Below are 20,895 nucleotides of genomic sequence, written 5' to 3' on the forward strand. Positions count from 1 at the left end.
TAACGGGATACCAGATCAAGAGCCTGTCCAATGTGCATAAAAAAATCCGGAAACGGGTGAGCATTTCCGGATTTTTACACAGCCACTGGATCGGTCAACCGATCCTTAACTGATCGGCATTACTGCGAAAGCAGGCATTTTTATATGTAACATAGACTTAAATGCAAAAAGGCCAGTCAGTGTGAACTGACTGGCCTTCAATTATTGCAAGTTTATCTGTTACATCGCTTTTCTGGTCAGCTCGATAACACGCAGCTTCGCAATCGCTTTAGTCAGCTCAGCGGAAGCCTGAGCATAGTCCACATCGCCATGCGAATTGCGGATATGATCTTCAGCTTTGCGTTTCGCTTCCAACGCACGTGCTTCATCCAGATCCTGCCCACGGATAGCGGTATCAGACAGTACGGTGACAATATTCGGCTGCACCTCAAGGACGCCGCCAGAAAGATAGATATACTCTTCCTCACCGTGCTGCTTAACGATACGAATCATACCCGGCTTAATGGCAGTGAGCAGAGGGGCATGTCCCGGATAAATACCCAGTTCGCCTTCGCTCCCCGTTACCTGGATCTTCTGCACCAGACCGGAGAACATTTGCTGTTCTGCACTCACGACATCCAGATGGTAAGTCATAGCCATGTCACCCTCCTACAAGGCGTTACAGTTTCTTGGCTTTTTCCACGACTTCGTCAATGGAACCAACCATGTAGAACGCCTGCTCTGGCAGGTGGTCGTATTCGCCTTCCATAATCCCTTTAAAGCCACGGATGGTGTCTTTCAGGGCAACGTATTTGCCCGGAGAACCGGTAAATACTTCCGCTACGAAGAACGGCTGAGACAGGAAGCGCTGAATCTTACGCGCACGGGATACCACCAGCTTGTCTTCTTCAGACAGCTCGTCCATACCCAGAATCGCGATGATGTCTTTCAGTTCCTGGTAACGTTGCAGAATAGACTGCACGCCACGAGCAACATCATAGTGTTCCTGACCAACAACCAGCGGATCCAACTGACGGCTGGTGGAGTCCAGCGGGTCAACGGCCGGGTAGATACCCAGAGAAGCTATCTGACGGCTCAGTACCACGGTTGCATCCAAGTGAGCAAAGGTGGTGGCTGGTGACGGGTCAGTCAAGTCATCCGCAGGAACGTAAACGGCCTGAACGGAGGTGATAGAACCGGTTTTGGTTGAGGTGATACGTTCTTGCAGAACGCCCATCTCTTCCGCCAGCGTCGGCTGATAACCTACCGCAGAAGGCATACGACCCAGCAGTGCGGATACTTCCGTACCGGCCAGGGTATAACGGTAGATGTTATCGACGAACAGCAGTACGTCACGGCCTTCATCACGGAATTTTTCCGCCATGGTCAGACCGGTCAATGCTACGCGCAGACGGTTACCCGGCGGCTCGTTCATCTGGCCATACACCAGTGATACTTTATCGATTACGTTGGAGTCGGTCATTTCGTGGTAGAAGTCGTTACCTTCACGGGTACGCTCACCTACGCCTGCAAACACGGAGTAACCGGAGTGCTCGATCGCGATGTTACGGATCAGCTCCATCATGTTTACGGTTTTACCTACGCCCGCACCACCGAACAGACCCACTTTACCGCCCTTGGCAAACGGACACATCAGGTCGATAACCTTGATGCCGGTTTCCAGCAGTTCCTGTGAGTTTGACAGCTCTTCATAGCTTGGAGCTGAACGGTGGATAGCCCAACGCTCTTCTTCGCCGATGTCGCCTTTCATGTCGATTGGGTCACCCAATACGTTCATGATACGACCCAGCGTTGCTTTACCTACCGGTACTTCGATCGGGTGGTCCAGGTTATTCACGTTCAACCCGCGACGCAGGCCGTCAGAAGAACCCATTGCGATACAACGAACAATGCCGCCGCCCAACTGCTGCTGCACTTCCAGCACCAGTTTTTCAGCGCCGTTCTCTACCTCAAGCGCATCGTACACCTTCGGTACGGCATCTTGCGGGAACTCGACGTCCACCACGGCGCCGATTACCTGGATAATCTTTCCAGTAGCCATCTTGAATCCTCTACGTAATTCGACAATACGTAATTCGTAAACCTGCTTTAAACCGCGGAGGCTCCCCCGACGATTTCGGTGAGTTCCTGGGTGATGCTGGCCTGACGAGCTTTGTTGTATACCAACTGCAGCTCTTTGATCAGGCTACCGCCGTTATCGGTCGCGGCTTTCATCGCAACCATTCGCGCGGCCTGCTCACTAGCCAGATTTTCTACGACGCCCTGATAAACCTGAGATTCTACATAACGGCGCAGCAGGGTATCCAGCAGCGACTTAGGATCGGGTTCATACAGGTAATCCCAGGCTTTCTTCTTCAACTCACCGTCATCCGAAGGCGGTAACGGTAACACTTGAACAACAAGCGGTTCCTGAGACATGGTATTAATAAACTTGTTGCTTACGATATACAGCTTGTCCAGACGACCTTCGTCATAGGCTTGCAGCATAACTTTAACCGGGCCGATCAATTCTGATACGGAAGGGTTATCCCCCATACCGGTAACCTGAGCAACAATGTTTCCGCCTACCGAACCGAAGAAAGAGACCGCTTTGGAACCAATCAGCGCTAAATCAGTTTCAACGCCTTTGTCGCTCCAGGATTTCATATCAGCCAGCAGTTTCTTGAACAGGTTAATGTTCAAACCACCACACAGGCCACGGTCAGTAGACACCACCAGATACCCAACGCGCTTAACGTCGCGTTCTTCCAGGTACGGGTGTTTATATTCCAGATTTCCTAACGCAAGGTGACCAATCACATTGCGTATGGTTTCCGCATAAGGACGGCTGGCCGCCATACGATCCTGCGATTTACGCATTTTGGAAGCGGCGACCATTTCCATTGCTTTGGTGATCTTCTGCGTATTTTGGACGCTTGCGATCTTACTACGTATCTCTTTTGCGCCGGCCATCTTTGCTTCTCCTCAAAGCCTTGCGGCCTGCTTTACAGCAGGCCACCGGGCGTTACCAGGACTGGGTTGCCTTAAAAGTATCGAGGATGCCTTTAAACTTGCCCTCGATCTCATCGTTATAAGCGCCAGTCTGGTCGATTTGTTGCAGAAGTTCGCCATGCTCACGGTCAGCATAAGCCAACAGTGCCGCTTCAAAGCTACCGACTTTCGACAGCTCAACATCTTCCAGATAACCACGTTCCGCCGCAAACAGAACCAGAGACTGCTGTGCGACAGACATCGGCGCATACTGTTTCTGCTTCAACAGCTCGGTCACTTTCTGACCGTGGCTCAACTGCTTACGGGTTGCATCATCAAGATCGGAAGCGAACTGAGAGAATGCTGCCAGCTCACGGTACTGTGCCAGAGCGGTACGAATACCACCGGACAGTTTCTTCATGATCTTGGTCTGTGCTGCACCACCCACACGGGATACGGAGATCCCTGGGTTGACCGCAGGACGAATACCGGCGTTAAACAGGTTGGATTCCAGGAAGATCTGACCATCGGTAATCGAAATTACGTTGGTCGGAACGAACGCAGAAACGTCACCCGCTTGCGTTTCGATGATCGGCAGAGCGGTCAACGAACCGGTTTTCCCTTTCACTTCACCCTTGGTGAATGCTTCAACGTAATCGGCGTTAACGCGCGATGCACGCTCCAGCAAACGGGAGTGGAGATAGAAAACGTCACCAGGATAAGCTTCACGACCTGGCGGACGACGGAGCAGCAGAGAAATCTGACGATAAGCAACGGCCTGTTTAGACAGGTCATCATAAATAATCAGCGCATCTTCACCACGGTCACGGAAGTACTCGCCCATCGCACAGCCGGCATACGGTGCCAGATATTGCAGAGCAGCAGATTCAGACGCGGTAGCAACAACAACAATAGTGTTTTCCAGTGCGCCGTGCTCTTCCAGTTTACGAACCACGTTAGAAATCGTGGACGCTTTCTGGCCGATAGCGACGTACACACATTTGATGCCGGAATCACGCTGGTTGATGATGGCGTCGATGGCCAGTGCGGTTTTACCCGTCTGACGGTCACCGATAATCAGCTCACGCTGACCACGACCGATTGGAATCATGGCGTCAACGGACTTATAACCCGTTTGTACCGGCTCATCAACGGACTGACGTTCGATAACGCCAGGCGCAATCGCTTCAACCGCAGAGAAACCGTCGTGATCCAGTGCGCCTTTACCGTCAATCGGTGCGCCCAGCGTGTTGACCACACGACCCAGCAGGCCGCGACCAACTGGAACTTCAAGAATACGGCCGGTGCATTTTACTTTCATGCCTTCAGCCAGATCCGCATACGGACCCATGACTACCGCACCAACGGAGTCGCGCTCCAAGTTCAGTGCGATCGCATAACGGTTACCCGGCAGAGAGATCATCTCTCCCTGCATCACGTCTGCCAGACCGTGGACGCGGATGATTCCGTCACTGACGGAAACAATAGTACCTTCATTGTGAGCTTCGCTCACCACATTGAACTGAGCAATGCGCTGCTTGATCAGTTCGCTGATTTCGGTGGAATTCAGTTGCATGCTCCAGTCCCCTTAAGACTGCAAGACGTCTGCCAGACGTTCCAGACGACCGCGAATGCTGCCATCTATCACCATATCGCCCGCGCGGATAACCACGCCGGCCATGACAGACTTATCAATTTTGCAATTCAGCTTCACTTTGCGTGACAGACGTTTTTCCATAGCGGCAGCGATCTTTGATTGCTGCTGCTCACTCAACGTGCTGGCAGAAATCACATCGACGTCAACCGTCGATTCCAGAGTTGCCCGCAGTTGAATAAATTGTTCCAGTACTTCAGGAAGCACTGGTAAACGTCCGTTTTCGGCCATCACCCTAATCAGGTTCTGACCGGCTTCATCAAGTTGATCACCACAAACGGCAATAAATGTTTTCGCCAGCTCAATCGGTGCAACCGCACCAGAAAGCAACTCGGCAATCTGCTCATTGCGCGCCACTTCGGCCGAAAACGCCAGCATGTTCTGCCAGCGATCCAAGGCCTGATTCTCAACCGCAAAGTCAAAAGCTGCTTTGGCGTAGGGGCGAGCTACCGTGACAAATTCAGACATCAGCCCCTCCCTCCTTACAGTTCAGCGACCAGTTTATCAACGATGTCGCTGTTAGCAGCTTCATCCACGGAACGTTCAATAATTTTCTCGGCACCGGCAATCGCCAATACGGCAACTTGCTTACGCAGCTCTTCACGAGCACGTTTACGTTCGGCTTCGATTTCAGCCTGCGCCTGCGCCACAATCTTGTTACGTTCAGCTTCCGCTTCAGCTTTCGCCTCATCCAGGATCTGAGCACGGCGTTTGTTCGCCTGCTCGATGATAACCTGAGCATCCGCTTTGGCTTTCTTCAGTTGATCTGTCGCATTGGCCTGAGCCAAGTTCAAATCTTTTTTGGCACGTTCAGCAGAAGCCAGACCGTCAGCAATTTCTTTTTGACGTTTCTCGATGGCTGCCATCATAGGCGGCCATACATACTTCATGCAGAACCAGACAAACAGGACGAACGCAATGGCCTGGCCGAGGATTGTTGCATTAATATTCACAGCACAATGCCTCTTTCAAAGTTAAATAAGTTGATGTTTTAACCTCAGCAGAAAACATTCTGCTTAGGCCACCGCAAACATCACATACAGCCCCAGACCAACAGCGATCATCGGGATGGCGTCAACCAGACCCATGACGATAAAGAACTGTGTACGCAGTAAAGGAATCAGGTCAGGCTGACGAGCAGCACCTTCCAAGAATTTACCACCCAGAATGCCGATACCGATCGCAGCACCGATTGCCGCCAAACCCATCATTAACGCGGCAGCCATGTACAGCAGATCCACACTCAGGTTTTCCATGACAGTCTCCAGTTTGTTTCAGTTAAAAACGTTATTTGTTGAAAGAAAATCAATGCTCTTCAGATGCCATCGAGAGATAAACAACCGTCAGAACCATGAAAATAAAAGCCTGAAGCGTAATAATCAAAATGTGGAAAATAGCCCAAGGCACATTTAACAGCCATTGTGACCACCACGGCAACAGACCGGCAATCAGGATGAAGATCAACTCACCCGCATACATATTGCCAAACAGTCGCAAGCCTAAGGAAATAGGTTTGGACAGCAGGCTGACACCTTCAAGAATCAGGTTGATAGGAATAAATACTGGATGGTTGAACGGCTGCATGGTCAGTTCTTTAACAAAACCACCGAGACCCTTCATTTTGATGCTGTAGAACAGAACCAGAATAAACACCCCAAGCGCCATCGACAGCGTGATGTTCACGTCGGCTGTCGGCACAGCACGCAGATAAGCATGCGCCGGATCGTATCCCAGCAGGCTATAAATGCCCGCCCAGGCTTGCGGCAACAGATCGATAGGCAGCAGGTCCATCAGGTTCATCAGGAAAACCCAGACGAAAATGGTCAGCGCCAGAGGAGCAATCAGTTTGCTTTTGCCATGGAACATATCGCGTACGGTGCCATCAACGAAACCGATAATCAGTTCGACAGCCGTTTGCAGCTTACCTGGCACACCGCTGGTCGCACGTTTCGCTACGCGGTGAAAGATAACCAGAAAGAGGACCCCAAGAGCGATGGAGAAAAACATCGAATCGACGTTGATCGCCCAAAAACCCGTCCCGACCTGCAAATGCTGCAAGTGGTGACCGATATACTCTTGCGGAGTAGAGATTTCTCCAGCAGCCATGATGTCTCTTACCCTTTTGTTGTTAATTACGGCAACGATTAATTACGGCCGGTGCCACGATCTGCATAACCAGCACCGATAAATAAGTCAGGCCAAGCGGAAAGAATGCCGCTTTAAACACGCCTAACGCCACCACTAACAGTGCAATGGTGATAAATACCTTAAGCGCCTCGCCAATCGCGAATGACCAGGCCACACGCCCTTCAGCAGGCTTGTGTGACTGATGACGCAAGGCAAACAGCACAAACAACACATTCGGTAACCAGGCTGCCAATCCTCCGCCTAATGCAGAAGCAGCAGCGTTGACGCTATTGAGGCTGAAAACAGCACTCAACAAAGCAAAAGTCACTAACTGTAACAACAGCAGCTTTAAGGCTACTTTTCCGCTGTAAAGGGATACAGGCATGACGTTTGCTCTCTCCGTACCTTTTCAGAGGTATACCGAATGACGTATAAAACTGCCTTTACACCACTGAGTCAAGCAGCAAAAAACGAGCAAATTATACGGGTCATACCTGCGAATTCAATCGATAAGTAGCGAAAAGGTGAACAATTATTTAAATTTCTTTCTGAAGCCCCGTTTTTACTAACAATCCTCGCGACTCATGTCTGGTGTCATTAATTTCTAAAGGCCTCCAATCTGTGATATGACTCACATAAAAGGGCTTACGAATATTTACAACAGGATGTATCTTTTTTTGTCCTTAGCAATAAAACGTATTTATTTTATTTAATTTCAATAATTTAATAAAAACACCATCCAAAAATCGCAATAAACAACGTTTCAACCACCTATTGACATTATTGATATCGTTTTTTTACTCAATTAACACAAAAACAACTAAATTTTGATGCCGATGATTTATTTTCGCTCGTTATTATTCAGTGCGAAAGCAAAAGGACAACGCTGAAAAAACGAAGATGTAAAATTTCAGTGATCGCGATACGTTCCAGAACAATGCCACCGATAGACGAGGTGGCATCCTGACATGCAATATTTAGTTATAATTTTTTTGATAAAAAACAAAATTAGTTTGGTTTAAGCACGACCAAATGGCGCTCACCTTCCAGATCGGGAACGGATAAGCGAACAACCTGATCTAATAGGACATCTTGTGGCAAGGATGACAATTCATCCTCTGGAAGTACGCCTTTTAGAGCATAAAACCGCCCTGTCGGTCTGGCCGGAAGATGGCTGCACCAGCTAATCATGTCCTGCAAAGAGGCAAATGCCCGACTGATCACCCCATCAAAAGGGGGTTCTGCTGGAAACGCCTCAACGCGACTCTGCACTGGCGTAATGTTTTCAAGCTGTAGTTCATGCTGAACCTGACGCAGGAAGCGCACACGCTTACCCAGGCTATCCAGCAAAGTGAAATGCGAATCAGGGCGAACAATGGCCAATGGAATTCCCGGCAACCCAGGTCCGGTACCCACATCGATAAAACGCTGTCCGTGTAAATGTGGCTCAACCACGATACTGTCCATGATGTGGCGGACAAGCATTTGCTGCGGATCGCGTACCGACGTCAGGTTGTAAGCTTTATTCCACTTATTCAGCATATCAACATACTGTATCAGAAGATTTTTTTGCTTATCTGAAATCACAATGCCAGCCGCGTTTAGCAGATTATCGAGTGTGTTGCGCACAATAAGATCCCGATGAAAAATATGAGGTTAATAATAAAAATAGCCGGAGAACCGGCTATTTAGGGGATAAGTTTACCTTAAATCAGGCGCTACGGCGCAGCAGACCCTGTTTTTTAAGCCAGATCAGCAGAATGGAGATCGCCGCAGGCGTAATGCCAGAAATCCGTGAAGCCTGACCGATCGACGACGGTTTATGATCGTTCAGCTTGGCAATCACCTCATTGGACAATCCACTCACCTGTTTGTAATCCAGATCGGCAGGCAGCAGTGCATTTTCATTACGCTGCTGTTTCTCGATTTCATCCTGCTGGCGAGCAATATATCCTTCGTATTTGACCTGAATTTCAACCTGCTCTGCGGCCTGTTCGTCGGTTAATCCTGGAGCAAACAGCGGTAGCGCAGTAAGCTGAACGTAATCCACTTCCGGGCGACGCAGCAGTTCTTCACCGTTCGCTTCACGGGACAACGGCGTTTTCAGCAGTGAGTTGACTTGATCTAGCTGCTCAGATTGTGGGTGAACGTGAATGTCGCGCAGACGCTGACGCTCTTTCTCAATATTCTCGAGCTTCTCGTTGAAACGTGCCCAGCGATGATCGTCGACCATCCCCAGCTCGCGACCCATTTCAGTCAAACGCAGATCGGCGTTATCTTCGCGCAGCATCAGACGATATTCAGCACGCGAGGTAAACATACGGTAAGGCTCTTTCGTCCCCAGTGTGCAGAGATCGTCAACCAGTACGCCGAGATAAGCTTGATCGCGACGTGGAGACCAGCCTTCCTTATCGGCAGCCAATCGAGCTGCATTCAGCCCAGCGAGCATGCCTTGTGCGGCCGCTTCTTCATAACCTGTTGTTCCGTTGATCTGTCCAGCGAAGAACAGGCCATGAACAAATTTGTTTTCCAGCGTAGGTTTCAGATCGCGAGGATCGAAGAAATCGTACTCAATCGCATAGCCAGGACGAACAATGCGCGCATTCTCCATCCCTGCCATTGAACGAACAATCTGCCACTGGACGTCAAACGGCAAACTGGTTGAGATTCCGTTAGGATAAATTTCGTTGCTGGTCAGGCCTTCCGGTTCAAGAAAGATTTGATGCGTATTTCGATCGGCAAAGCGCATGACTTTGTCTTCAATCGACGGGCAATAGCGTGGGCCGATCCCTTCGATGATCCCGGCATACATCGGGCTACGATCCAGATTATTACGGATCACATCGTGGGTTTTCTCATTGGTATGCGTGATGTAGCACGGCATTTGTGCCGGATGCTGGCTCGCCGTACCCAGGAACGAGAAAATCGGCATCGGGTTGTCACCGTGCTGTTGAGCCAGCACGCTAAAATCGATGGTTCTGGCGTCAATACGTGGCGGCGTACCGGTTTTCAGGCGGTTGACGCGCAGAGGCAGTTCACGTAGCCGACGTGCTAACGGAATAGAAGGCGGATCGCCTGCACGACCACCACTGTAGTTATCCAGCCCGATATGAATTTTGCCATCAAGGAAAGTGCCTACCGTCAACACCACGGCTTTTGCACGGAATTTTAGTCCCATCTGGGTAACAGCACCGACGACACGATCGTTTTCCACAATCAGATCGTCAACGGCCTGTTGGAAGATCGTCAGGTTTGGCTGATTCTCCAGTGCGGTGCGAACCGCCTGACGATAGAGCACGCGATCAGCCTGTGCGCGCGTTGCTCTGACTGCCGGACCTTTACTGCTGTTTAGTATCCTAAACTGTATACCAGCCTGATCGACGGCACGCGCCATCAAGCCTCCCATGGCATCGATCTCTTTAACCAGATGACCTTTTCCAATACCGCCAATCGCCGGGTTACAAGACATTTGTCCCAGCGTATCAATATTGTGTGTGAGCAAAAGCGTCTGTTGGCCCATTCGGGCAGAAGCCATTGCTGCTTCTGTTCCGGCATGACCGCCACCGATCACGATGACGTCAAATGGATCTGGATAAAACATGGTACTGCTCCTCGCATTATCGCGAATGATGAGTGGCGAACGATCGTTATTTGCCCTGGGATGGGGATTCTACTCAACTTTGAGCCAACGACCAAGTCCGTTGGATCCTCGTTAATTAAAGAAAGATCTTTTTATTTAAAGATCTCTTTATTAGATCTCTTATTAGGATCGTCATGTTGTGTGGATAAGTGATTATTCATATTAAAGATCAAGAGAATGGCGTTGATCCTTACCTGTGAATGATCGGTGATCCTGGACAGTATAAGCTGGGATCTTAATGCGGGTTTATGCACAGGACAAAAAACATACTTGGGTTGTTATTGGGATAACTACGGCTTTTACACCTGAATTAAGCATAGTTATCCACATTCAACTGCCGAATATTTCATCTTATTTGAGTAAATTAACCCACGATCCTAGCCATTCTTCTGCTGGATCTTCTGGAATCTGATGCTGGGTGATGTCGATCTCGAGGATTTCACCGATCCGTTTGGCACCTAATTGAGCCAATACACGATCCGCTGTTTGGATCGCGCCACAGAACGTGTCGTACTCTTTACTACCGATCCCTATCGCACCGAAACTCACCTGAGAAAGATCGGGCTTTTGCTGTTCCAGCTGTTCAAACAGTGCTTTCAGGTTGTCAGGGAATTCTCCTGCACCATGTGTAGACGTCACCACCAGCCATATACCGCTTTCAGGTAGTGCATCAAGCGTAGGGCCATGCAGAATTTCAGTGGAAAAATCATCCTTCTCCAGCAGTTCAGCCAAATGCTCTGCAACATATTCGGCACTGCCAAGGGTACTGCCACTGATTAAGGTAATGTCTGCCATAGCGATCCCATCCGATAAAAGACGGGACATTGTACGCTGTGATCTGGCTGGGATCTACCTGTGGATAATATGGGTATAGGAAAAAAGCATTACGGCGCGATCGTCCGCATAATGGGGTTTTGCAGGGAGATTAGCGTTTCGGTGGACTGAATTTCGTCAATTGTTTGGATCTTGTTGATAAGCACATGTTGCAGCGCCTCGATCGAGCGGCACATGACCTTAATAAAGATGCTGTAATGCCCAGTGGTGTAGTAGGCCTCGACCACCTCTTCCAGATTGTTCAGCTTCTCCAGCGCAGAGGGATAATCTTTGGCGCTTTTCAGAATGATGCCGATAAAACAGCATACGTCATAGCCCAGCTGTTTTGGGTTCACGTCCAGACGCGTACCGACAATGATGCCCGCCTGCTTCATTTTCTCCACTCGAACGTGGATCGTCCCCGGACTAACGGAAAATTGTTTTGCCAGTTCGGCATAAGGCGTGCGTGCATTTTCCATTAAGGCGGAAAGAATGCCGCGATCGAGATTATCGATCTGATAAATTTCTGCCACTTTGAGCCTCCTATTTTAGCGAATAATGATTTTATACCGCTCTAAAATGACGGATTAAAAGCACAAGTGCAATTTATCCATAAGATTATTGAATGACTGGCAGTTTTTATTGCTTAATGAATAACTAAATACGATGAATAAGAGACGTGGCAATGAAAAAGCAGTACATCGAAAAACAACAGCAAATCAGCTTCGTTAAGTCTTTCTTCTCCAGCCAGTTGGAGCAGCTTTTGGGATTGATTGAAGTCCAGGCACCGATTCTCAGCCGTATCGGCGACGGCACGCAGGATAACTTGTCCGGTACGGAAAAAGCGGTGCAGGTTAAGGTTAAAGCCCTGCCAGATGCCACATTTGAAGTCGTTCACTCACTGGCGAAATGGAAACGTAAAACGCTGGGTGCGTATGATTTTAGCTTCGGCGAAGGTATCTATACCCACATGAAGGCACTGCGCCCGGACGAAGATCGTTTGAGCCCGATCCACTCGGTCTATGTCGATCAGTGGGACTGGGAGCGCGTGATGGGAGATGGCGAGCGTAATGCGGAGTATCTGAAATCGACCGTGACGCGTATTTATCAAGGCATTAAAGCAACGGAAGCTGCGGTACATCAGGCGTTTGGCATTCAGCCTTTCCTGCCAGAGCAGATTCATTTTGTGCATACCGAAACGTTGCTGCAGCGCTACCCCGATCTGGATGCCAAAGGGCGTGAGCGCGCTATCGCTAAAGAACTGGGTGCGGTCTTCCTGATTGGGATTGGCGGTAAGCTGTCCAGCGGGCACTCTCACGATGTGCGTGCACCGGATTATGATGACTGGACGACGCCGGGCGAGCAGGAACTGGCGGGTCTGAACGGCGATATTGTTGTGTGGAACCCGGTTCTGAACGATGCATTTGAGATTTCATCAATGGGCATCCGTGTCGATGCGGAAGCGTTAACACGCCAGCTGGCGCTGACGCAGGATGAAGAACGTCTGAAGCTGGAATGGCATCAGGCGCTGCTGCGCGGTGAGATGCCGCAAACGATCGGCGGGGGAATCGGTCAGTCTCGTCTGGTCATGCTGCTGCTGCAATTGTCGCACATTGGTCAGGTTCAGTGCGGCGTATGGCCACAGCCGCTGCATGAGTCAGTTTCCGGTCTGCTTTAATTTAATGCGTTTTTCCGTGTTGCCAGCGGCGCATTAAGCGGCTTTTTAATCCGGTATCAAAGCGCCAGATATGGTCAAAGATGCGCATGATGCCGGGTTTGCCGTGATCGGACATCGCTACAGCATGGAAACGATGCTGTAGCTGCTTCTGGCGGCTTTTCACCTTATTTACCACCTCATCCGGCAATCGTTGGGCAATAAAATCTGAAATCACCACCGCATCGGCATCATGCCAAAGCGCTTCATCCATCTTATCCAATAATGCTGACAGACAGGCGCTCATATCCGTACCGCCACGGAAGGATTGGCTGAGAAAACGTATCGCCTGCTCTAATCCATCCGCAGATGTGAGTTCGTATTTCACCACACCGGTAGAAAACAGCATGATGTAGCAGCGGCGGTTATCGGCGAGCGCGATGCGCATCAGCGCAAGGCAGAAGGCTTTGGCGCAGCGTTCGTTAAAACCCCCCATCGAGCCTGATGTATCAACGCAGACGATGAAGGGGCCACGCGGCTGTTGTTCATTTCGCTGATGAATCACAGGGCGTTCCATGATTTTCTCGCGCCAGTTCTCACCTTGTAAGCGATAGGTCAGCAGGCGATGTTCCAACAGACGACGATAAAACTCGAATTCCAGTTCGCTGATGCCCAGAGCAGCCAGCTCGGTTGGCATCAAGCGCAGAATGTCATCGCTCTGATGTATGCCACTGACCTGTTCAGGCACGGTAGCGGGTTCCCGTACGCTTACCCGAAAGGCTTTCTGTGGGGCATCTTGAGTAAGGATGGATTTGGTTTCCCTGCTGCGCCCCAGTTGTTCCGCCAGTTTCTGTAATTCTGGTTGGCGTTGTAGGAAAGCGCCAAAATCCAATAACGGGCGAGGGTCGGTGTGAATACGCTGTGCTACGCTGAGATCCCAGAGCCGTCCGGCTCCATTTTCATTTTCAACCAAAATGGGTTCGAGTTTACCGCTGAGCGTCAGGCGTTGCTGTAATTCATCCAGCAGAATTTCCCGTTCTTGTTCCATCAACTGCTGATGTAATGAAACCGTTTGTAAGGTGAGGCTTAAGCGCCAGCGCTGTAGGAAGAGCGCGTGAAGCCCATTGGTGAGCTTCTGTTCTAAGGTTCGATCTGGGTAAGGGGAGTCGATAAGCTGTGAAGCCTGGGCTATAAACGGTGATTCCACGGTGTTGAGCGTATCCATTATCTCAGGGAGGCGCGTCTGGAAAGTCCGATTGTCGAGTGATAGTGAATGTTGATAGCAACTAAATTCTTTTTCCAGCTCCGGAGGTATCTGGGTGGTACGCAGGCGCTGCTTTAAGGTTTCTTTCCATTTGGGGATATCGTTGAGTAATGATGACTTCAGGCTGGGGAATTTTTCAAAAAAGAACGCGATCTGTGGTGTCGCCAGCAGCGTCATGATTAGCTCATCCAGCAGTTCGTTTTCATCAATAGACAGCAGTATTTCCAGTGATTCCAACGTGATCATTGGCGTTAATCCTGTTACTTTGATTGAGCGATCAGATCGGCAACCTGTTGCAAACTGGCTTCTATCTTGGCCAGCCACTCACCTTGGACAAATAGGCAAGGCTGATGCTGACTGAATAAGCGGCGCTGTTCACGCAACTGCATACCTAGTTTTTCATATTCATCGGTAATTTCGGCTGGAAGTGCACTGTTTCGCTTTTCCGGTAGAGAAAGAATAGAGGTTTGCAGACTGATGTCGCGAATGGTTAAATGCTGACGATCGTCCACCGCCAGATCGAGACGTTGGGTAAAGCCAATACCGTTGAGCTTACCTCGAATCTCCCCCCCTTTCTGTAGCCAGCTTTGCAGCGCATTCTTTTCAAGAATCACATGGCTGACTTCAATATCGTGCAAGATCAGTGGGCGTTGTAATACCAGATCCAATGTATCTGTGATGATGGTTTCTGGCAGCGTGTAGTGAATTTTCCGGCCGAGGAAGTGCCCCTGCTTCTCTACCGAAAATGCCTGTAGTTCGCTTTGTTCTCGTTGGTATTGCTGGCGTTTGGTATTCACCTGCTGTAGGCGGAACAGCAGATTTCTCTGTTGGTAGGCGTGTTCGGTGATCAACAGCTCAAGCTGACGCTCAATGAGCGCCAAGGTGCTTTGGTCATGCCAGAGACAGTCTTTCAGCAGAATGATATCCACTGGTGTAATGGCATCTCGACCGCAGAAAAATGCGCTGGCCTGAAGCAGACGAAGGGCTTTTTTCCAGCGCCGATCGGAAATGTAAGGTGCCTGTTCCAGCGTATCAAGCTGCTGGCGCAATGTGTAAATCAACTCGAAACTGGCTTCCGGTAGCGCGATGTGATCAATGTCTTTCTGCCACTGTTGGTACTCTTCATCGCTGACACTGAGAGCAGGTAGTACGGGGTTATCGCGTTCGCTGCTGTTGTTCACGAGGAGCGCTCGGAAATTCTGTTTTTCCTGGACACGATCGAGCCACAGGCGGATGAGCATGCGGTCATAAAGCGCTTCCAAACCGCCATCCGCCTCCGGCAGTTCATTCGACGCCGCGATCAGCAAGCGCATGGGGATAATGTCTTCGTTGTTGCCGTTACGGAAGCGCCGTTCGTTAATGGCTGTCAGCAGGGTGTTCAAAATCGCGGGGCCCGCTTTCCAAATCTCATCCAGAAACACGATTTCAGCTTCCGGCAGATAGCCAGCGGTCAGGCGCTGATAGCGACCTTCATCTTTTAACGCCTGAATGGAAAGGGGACCAAATACCTCTTCTGGGGTGGAAAAGCGAGTCATCAGGTACTCGAACGCGTTCGCATGACGAAACGCGAATTTAAGGCGCCGGGCGATCATACTTTTGGCTATACCTGGCGGCCCTAGCAGAAAAACACTTTCTCCGCTTAGTGCTGCCAGCAGACAGAGACGAATGGCGTGCTGCCTTTCGTAGAGCCCGTGTTCTAGTGCATGACTGAGACGAGAAATTCTTTCAGCCAATGCCGCAGTTTGACGCATAATTAATCCGTTAGCCCCGTGAGTGATGTGCTGAAATCGTTTATTTTTAAATCTCACTGCATTAGTGAAAGTGGAGCGTCATAAAGCCCCTATTTTTATAAAGACAATAATAATATTAAACGACAGGTCACAGTTTTTTATTAGAATACTTTTACGAATTATTCAACCTAATGGCGACAGTAATCAATAAACCCGCTTTTACAGGGGGGCTTGAGCTGGCGATTCACAGAATAAAAATGGGTTTTTACCCTGATTTGTGCATACTGTGCGCTCTTGGACGAGTTGCTGTGAATGACGCGCTTCGCGGACTGATTAACAACAGAAGATAGATATGAGCTCAGAACATAAACGTTCGCTTCCGGCTGTCACGCTGGCGGCCATCGGGGTGGTTTATGGAGATATAGGAACCAGCCCTCTTTATACGTTAAGGGAATGTTTATCAGGGCAGTTTGGTTTTGGGGTCGAGCCTGATTCGGTCTTTGGCTTTCTTTCACTGATCTTTTGGCTGTTGGTCCTCGTTGTTTCGCTGAAATATCTGACCTATGTGATGCGTGCCGATAACGCAGGTGAAGGTGGGATTCTCACCCTCATGTCGTTAGCCGGGCGCAATACCTCCGATCGCATGACGTCCGTGCTGGTCATCATGGGGTTGATTGGCGGCAGCTTCTTCTATGGGGAAGTGGTCATCACACCCGCTATCTCGGTGATGTCGGCGATGGAAGGATTGGAAATCGCTGCACCTTCAATGGACAGCTATATCGTTCCGCTCTCGATTATCGTTCTGACATTACTGTTTATCATTCAAAAACACGGTACGGGTAGCGTCGGCAAGCTGTTTGCACCCGTGATGCTGATCTGGTTTTTGACGCTTGGCGTACTGGGTGCGCGCAGCATTATTGCTAACCCCGAAGTCTTGCAGGCGTTGAACCCGATGTACGCCGTGCGCTTCTTTATCGAATATAAAGCGGTATCGTTCTTCGCGCTGGGGGCCGTGGTGCTGGCGATTACTGGGGTCGAGGCGCTGTATGCCGATATGGGCCACTTCGGTAAATTCCCGATCCGTCTGGCCTGGTTTACGGTGGTGCTGCCATCGCTGGTGTTAAATTACTTCGGGCAGGGTGCGCTGCTGTTAAAAGACCCGGAAGCCATCAAGAACCCCTTCTTCCTGCTGGCGCCAGACTGGGCGCTGATTCCACTGATGATATTGGCTACGCTGGCGACAATCATTGCCTCGCAGGCCGTGATTTCCGGTGTTTTCTCCCTGACCCGTCAGGCGGTGCGACTGGGCTACTTGCCGCCGATGCGTATCGTTCACACATCAGATATGGAATCCGGTCAGATCTATATCCCCGCCATTAACTGGATGCTCTATATCGCCGTTGTCATCGTGATTGTCAGCTTTGAGCATTCGGGCAATTTGGCTGCGGCTTACGGGATTGCGGTAACGGGCACGATGGTGATTACCAGTATTCTGTTCTGTACGGTGGCGGTGAAGAATTGGCTCTGGAATCGCTATCTGGCGTGGGTATTGCTGACGGGCTTACTGGTTATCGACTTGCCGATGTTTTTGGCCAACGTGGTCAAGATCCTCTCTGGAGGCTGGCTGCCGCTGGCGCTGGGTATGGTGATGTTTATCATCATGACGACGTGGAAAAGCGAGCGTTTCAGGCTTCTGCGCCGGTTGCATGAGCATGGTAACTCGCTGGATGCCATGATTGCCTCGCTGGAGAAAACGCCGCCGACGCGTGTGCCGGGAACCGCCGTGTATTTCTCGCGCGCGACTCGGGTGATTCCGTTCGCGCTGCTGCATAACCTCAAACACAATAAGATCCTGCACGAGCGCGTGGTGCTGTTGACCATGCGAACGGAGGATGCGCCCTATGTGCTTAACGCGCGTCGAGTGACGGTTGAACAGCTTTCGCCGACGTTCTGGCGCGTGATTGCCAACTATGGCTGGCGTGAGACACCGGATGTGGAAGAGGTCTTTCAGCGCTGCTGGCAGGATGGGTTAACCTGCCAAATGATGGAAACGTCTTTCTTTATGTCCAATGAATCGCTGATTATCGGAGAGCGCCCGTGGTATCTGCGCTTGCGCGGTAAGCTATTCATGATGCTCAGCCGGAATGCGCTGCGAGCGGCGGATCAGTTTGAAATACCGCCGAACAGGCTGATTGAGCTGGGGATACAGGTCGAGATTTAAGTGAACCCTCTATACTCGCTATCGTTAACACGTAGGCAGCGACTCGCTATTTGTTATTAGGGAAACACGGGGATGAGGTTCCCGCAGGGACACCTCGCCTCGTGGTCGACCGTGTATCTCGATCTTACCCCAACGCAACGTCCTATAGCTTTTGCCAGTTAACCGACACAACCAGCCCGCCTTCGGGCTGATTGGTGAACGTGACCCGCATGTGGTGCAGTTTGGCGATGTTATTTACGATGGAAATCCCAAGACCGCTGCCGGATTTCTCCTGCCCCGGCGGGCGATAAAAGCGTTCGCCAATTCTTGCCAGCGCTTCCTCGTTAATGCCCGGTCCGTTATCGGCAACCTGAAAGCCGCGCTCTGTCAGCGTCAGGCTTACCGTTCCTCCTTCATGGCTGTAGCGAATAGCATTATCCAGCAGATTGCGTATCAGCAGAGTCAGCAGCAGCGGGTGGCCCTGCCGAATAACCGGGGTGTCCGGTAAATCCAGCGTCAGCTCGATACCCGCGGTTTGCGCTGTGTGGTAATGCGCGATCACAGCCTGTTGCAGGAGTTCATTGAACTGGATGGGCTGCATCCCCTCGGGAGACGATTCGGCATCCAACCGCGATAACGTCAGGAGCTGATCCACCAGCCGTGTGGCCCGATCGATGCCTTTATCCAGATTGACCAGCGCATGGTGCCGCATGGCTTCATCATCATGCGCCAGTTGTGCGACTTCGGTTTGGACTTTCAACGCTGCCAGCGGGCTACGCAATTCGTGAGCCGCATCGGAGGTAAAACGGCGTTCACGAACCAGCATGTCGCTGATGCGGGAAAACAGGTGGTTTAATGCGTTGACCAACGGGCGAACTTCTTGCGGGATGTGCTGCGTCGCCAGCGGCGTACTTTCGTCAGGTGAACGCTGTTGAAGCTCGGCGGTAATGCGTTTTAGCGGTGAAAGTTCACGCGTGACCAGCCAGAACAACAGCGCCAGCATGATCGGCAGGGCGAACAGCCAGGGCATCAGGTTGGTTTTTACAATATCCAGCGTCATGTCCTGACGATATTCCCACTCCTGCCCGACAGCAATCACGTAGCGATTATCCGCAGTCGTCAGCCAAACGATGCGCCAAGCGTCATTGTCATCGCGTAATCTGCCGTCGGTGAAGCCGTTGCGCGTATAGTTAAAAATGAAATCCTTGCCGTTATCACCATCGTTCAGTACCATTTTCCCATCGCGGGTAAAAATGGCGAAGGCCAGCGCATCATCTTCCTGCTTTCCCTGATTCTCATGTACCAGACTTTTGGTTTTGGGCAGAGAAATTGACTGGATTCGCAATTCATCAGGATTCATGGTGGCCAGGTGTTTGGCAAACAGCATTTGCTGGGTATCAAATAGCTCATTGATATTATGGCGTGTTTGATACCACGAAAGCAGACTAGCTACGCCCCAGCAAATCAATGTCAGCAGCGTAAAACCTGCAATCAGGCGTAAACGCAGGCTGAGTCGGTTCATGGCGCATCCCCCAGAAGATAGCCAACGCCATGCACGGTACGGATAAACCCGCTGCCCAGCTTTTTACGCAGATGATGGATATGCACTTCTACCGCATTACTGGAGACATCATCGTCCCACCCATAGAGTTTTTCTTCCAACTGTGCGCGCGTGAGTATGCGGTTCGGATTGAGCAAAAACAGTTCCAGTAACGCCAGTTCGCGAGATTTTAGTATTAGCGGTTCGTTGTTAAGCGTGACGCTCCGCGACCCCTGCTCAAGGGAAATTGCACCATGCGTTAATGCCGGTTGAAGCTGACCGTGACGGCGGCGAATCAGCGCCTGCAGGCGAGCGGCCACTTCTGTCAGCGCAAAGGGCTTACATAAATAATCATCGGCACCTCGTTGTAGCCCTTCCACTCGTTGTTCCAGCGCATCGCGGGCGGTCAAAATCAGTACCGGTTCGTCATGGCCCGCCTGACGCCACTGGCGCAGAATATCCATCCCGTCCATACCCGGCAGGCTGAGATCGAGCACCACCGCATCATAGGGGGCCGCCTTCAATGCCGCTGCACCTGCTTTACCTTCCATAAACCAGTCGATATTAAAGCCCAGTTTGTTCAGCCCCGCTTTCAGGCCGTCGCCAATCAAGCGATCGTCTTCGATTAACAATATTCTCATGGCTGCCTCGCAGAGAATGCGCTGCTGTTGCGCTTATGCCTTTTCCGGTTTTATACGAAATAGAGAGCCGGTGTGTACAGGTCAAATCACTGAAACTGGGCAATATCCGGCAATATAAAAAAACAACAATGCGAAAGTTGCTTCCTTAAGATTCTGTTAAGAACGGTTTGTTTTAATCCTTATCGAAGACCGATTACTCCCGCAGGTTGACTGCGAAATGACAGGCAAAATAAGGAAGGTAAATATGAAAAAAGCAGCTGCGTTACTCGCGATTACCGCTCTGATTTCTGCACCAGCATTTGCTGCACAAAGCAGTGGTGGTGGTTTCGTCAATCCAGAAACACCAGCCGTTGGTACACATCAAGGGGGATTCACCGATTCGCAGAGTTCCCTCACCACGGTAGATAAAGCTAAAGATTTGCGTGATGACACTTGGGTGACGCTGAGAGGGAATATTGAAAAACGGCTCGGCGATGAAAACTACCTGTTCCGTGATTCAACGGGCACGATGGAAGTCGAGATCGATCACAAACGCTGGAATGGCCAGATGGTTTCACCTACCGATAAAGTGGAAATTTCAGGCGAGTTGGATAAAGAATTCAACGCTGTTGGGGTAGATGTGAAGCAGATTCGTAAACTCTAACGCACTATCCTCTGTTCCC

20 protein-coding genes are annotated in these 20,895 nt (G+C 50.5%); 3 read left to right on the forward strand and 17 right to left on the reverse strand.

The genetic code is table 11. From position 1 onward, the window contains the following. Nucleotides 1-219 precede the first annotated feature (219 nt). The 13 genes from Q3A88_RS19375 to asnC form a co-directional block, all read right to left on the reverse strand. Nucleotides 220-639 carry a F0F1 ATP synthase subunit epsilon gene (locus tag Q3A88_RS19375; protein ID WP_010300077.1) on the reverse strand — a complete coding sequence of 140 codons (420 nt, stop codon included), beginning with the start codon at nt 637-639 and terminating at the stop codon, nt 220-222. Between the two features lie 19 nt (nt 640-658). Next, nucleotides 659-2,041 carry a F0F1 ATP synthase subunit beta gene (gene atpD / locus Q3A88_RS19380; RefSeq protein WP_014917152.1) on the reverse strand — a complete coding sequence of 461 codons (1,383 nt, stop codon included), beginning with the start codon at nt 2,039-2,041 and terminating at the stop codon, nt 659-661. 47 nt (nt 2,042-2,088) lie between these two features. Further along, nucleotides 2,089-2,952 carry a F0F1 ATP synthase subunit gamma gene (gene atpG / locus Q3A88_RS19385; protein ID WP_005976554.1) on the reverse strand — a complete coding sequence of 288 codons (864 nt, stop codon included), beginning with the start codon at nt 2,950-2,952 and terminating at the stop codon, nt 2,089-2,091. Between the two features lie 52 nt (nt 2,953-3,004). After that, complete coding sequence (atpA, locus tag Q3A88_RS19390; protein ID WP_005976551.1) at nt 3,005-4,546, reverse strand: F0F1 ATP synthase subunit alpha; 1,542 nt, start codon at nt 4,544-4,546, stop codon at nt 3,005-3,007. A gap of 12 nt (nt 4,547-4,558) precedes the next feature. Next, entirely contained in the window at nt 4,559-5,092 is a 534-nt protein-coding gene (atpH, locus tag Q3A88_RS19395) for a F0F1 ATP synthase subunit delta (RefSeq protein WP_039281270.1), read from the reverse strand. A gap of 14 nt (nt 5,093-5,106) precedes the next feature. Next, a complete protein-coding gene (gene atpF / locus Q3A88_RS19400; protein WP_010681466.1) occupies nt 5,107-5,577 on the reverse strand; it encodes a F0F1 ATP synthase subunit B in 471 nt (156 codons plus the stop codon). A 63-nt stretch (nt 5,578-5,640) separates the two neighbouring features. After that, a complete protein-coding gene (gene atpE, locus Q3A88_RS19405) occupies nt 5,641-5,880 on the reverse strand; it encodes a F0F1 ATP synthase subunit C (RefSeq protein ID WP_005976545.1) in 240 nt (79 codons plus the stop codon). A gap of 49 nt (nt 5,881-5,929) precedes the next feature. Further along, nucleotides 5,930-6,730, reverse strand: coding sequence for a F0F1 ATP synthase subunit A (gene atpB, locus Q3A88_RS19410; RefSeq protein ID WP_010681467.1), 801 nt, complete (start codon nt 6,728-6,730; stop codon nt 5,930-5,932). A 22-nt stretch (nt 6,731-6,752) separates the two neighbouring features. Continuing rightward, nucleotides 6,753-7,136, reverse strand: coding sequence for a F0F1 ATP synthase subunit I (gene atpI, locus Q3A88_RS19415; RefSeq protein ID WP_039511641.1), 384 nt, complete (start codon nt 7,134-7,136; stop codon nt 6,753-6,755). Nucleotides 7,137-7,759: 623 nt separating this feature from the next. Then, a complete protein-coding gene (rsmG, locus tag Q3A88_RS19420; protein WP_010681468.1) occupies nt 7,760-8,380 on the reverse strand; it encodes a 16S rRNA (guanine(527)-N(7))-methyltransferase RsmG in 621 nt (206 codons plus the stop codon). An 82-nt stretch (nt 8,381-8,462) separates the two neighbouring features. Further along, nucleotides 8,463-10,352: a tRNA uridine-5-carboxymethylaminomethyl(34) synthesis enzyme MnmG gene (mnmG, locus tag Q3A88_RS19425; RefSeq protein ID WP_317178465.1), complete on the reverse strand. Its 1,890-nt coding sequence runs from the start codon at nt 10,350-10,352 to the stop codon at nt 8,463-8,465. Between the two features lie 390 nt (nt 10,353-10,742). Beyond that, complete coding sequence (mioC, locus tag Q3A88_RS19430; protein WP_110164292.1) at nt 10,743-11,186, reverse strand: FMN-binding protein MioC; 444 nt, start codon at nt 11,184-11,186, stop codon at nt 10,743-10,745. Between the two features lie 89 nt (nt 11,187-11,275). After that, a complete protein-coding gene (gene asnC / locus Q3A88_RS19435; protein ID WP_010300103.1) occupies nt 11,276-11,737 on the reverse strand; it encodes a transcriptional regulator AsnC in 462 nt (153 codons plus the stop codon). Between the two features lie 152 nt (nt 11,738-11,889). On the opposite strand from asnC, the gene asnA reads away from it, so the two are divergent. Then, complete coding sequence (gene asnA / locus Q3A88_RS19440; protein ID WP_285669177.1) at nt 11,890-12,882, forward strand: aspartate--ammonia ligase; 993 nt, start codon at nt 11,890-11,892, stop codon at nt 12,880-12,882. A 1-nt stretch (nt 12,883) separates the two neighbouring features. On the opposite strand, the gene viaA is transcribed toward asnA, so the two are convergent. After that, entirely contained in the window at nt 12,884-14,368 is a 1,485-nt protein-coding gene (gene viaA, locus Q3A88_RS19445; RefSeq protein ID WP_233991278.1) for an ATPase RavA stimulator ViaA, read from the reverse strand. Between the two features lie 14 nt (nt 14,369-14,382). Continuing rightward, nucleotides 14,383-15,873, reverse strand: coding sequence for an ATPase RavA (ravA, locus tag Q3A88_RS19450; RefSeq protein ID WP_110164295.1), 1,491 nt, complete (start codon nt 15,871-15,873; stop codon nt 14,383-14,385). A gap of 331 nt (nt 15,874-16,204) precedes the next feature. Here ravA and kup point away from each other — a divergent pair, with 331 nt between their 5' ends. Continuing rightward, on the forward strand, nt 16,205-18,073 hold the full coding sequence (gene kup / locus Q3A88_RS19455; RefSeq protein ID WP_110164296.1) for a low affinity potassium transporter Kup: 1,869 nt from the start codon (nt 16,205-16,207) through the stop codon (nt 18,071-18,073). Between the two features lie 142 nt (nt 18,074-18,215). On the opposite strand, the gene qseC is transcribed toward kup, so the two are convergent. Together qseC and qseB are read right to left on the reverse strand one after the other, a co-directional pair. Next, entirely contained in the window at nt 18,216-19,574 is a 1,359-nt protein-coding gene (qseC, locus tag Q3A88_RS19460; RefSeq protein ID WP_317178466.1) for a quorum sensing histidine kinase QseC, read from the reverse strand. Continuing rightward, the gene (qseB, locus tag Q3A88_RS19465; RefSeq protein ID WP_317178467.1) at nt 19,571-20,233 is read right to left on the reverse strand and encodes a quorum sensing response regulator transcription factor QseB; all 663 of its coding nucleotides are present in this window, start codon (nt 20,231-20,233) and stop codon (nt 19,571-19,573) included. The genes qseC and qseB overlap by 4 nt, the downstream gene beginning before the upstream one ends. A gap of 244 nt (nt 20,234-20,477) precedes the next feature. On the opposite strand from qseB, the gene Q3A88_RS19470 reads away from it, so the two are divergent. Continuing rightward, on the forward strand, nt 20,478-20,876 hold the full coding sequence (locus Q3A88_RS19470; protein WP_110164298.1) for a YgiW/YdeI family stress tolerance OB fold protein: 399 nt from the start codon (nt 20,478-20,480) through the stop codon (nt 20,874-20,876). Nucleotides 20,877-20,895 lie beyond the last annotated feature (19 nt).

It is taken from the genome of Pectobacterium sp. HCp5_1 (genome assembly GCF_032905925.1).
GTDB classification, from domain to species: Bacteria; Pseudomonadota; Gammaproteobacteria; order Enterobacterales; family Enterobacteriaceae; genus Pectobacterium; species Pectobacterium brasiliense_A.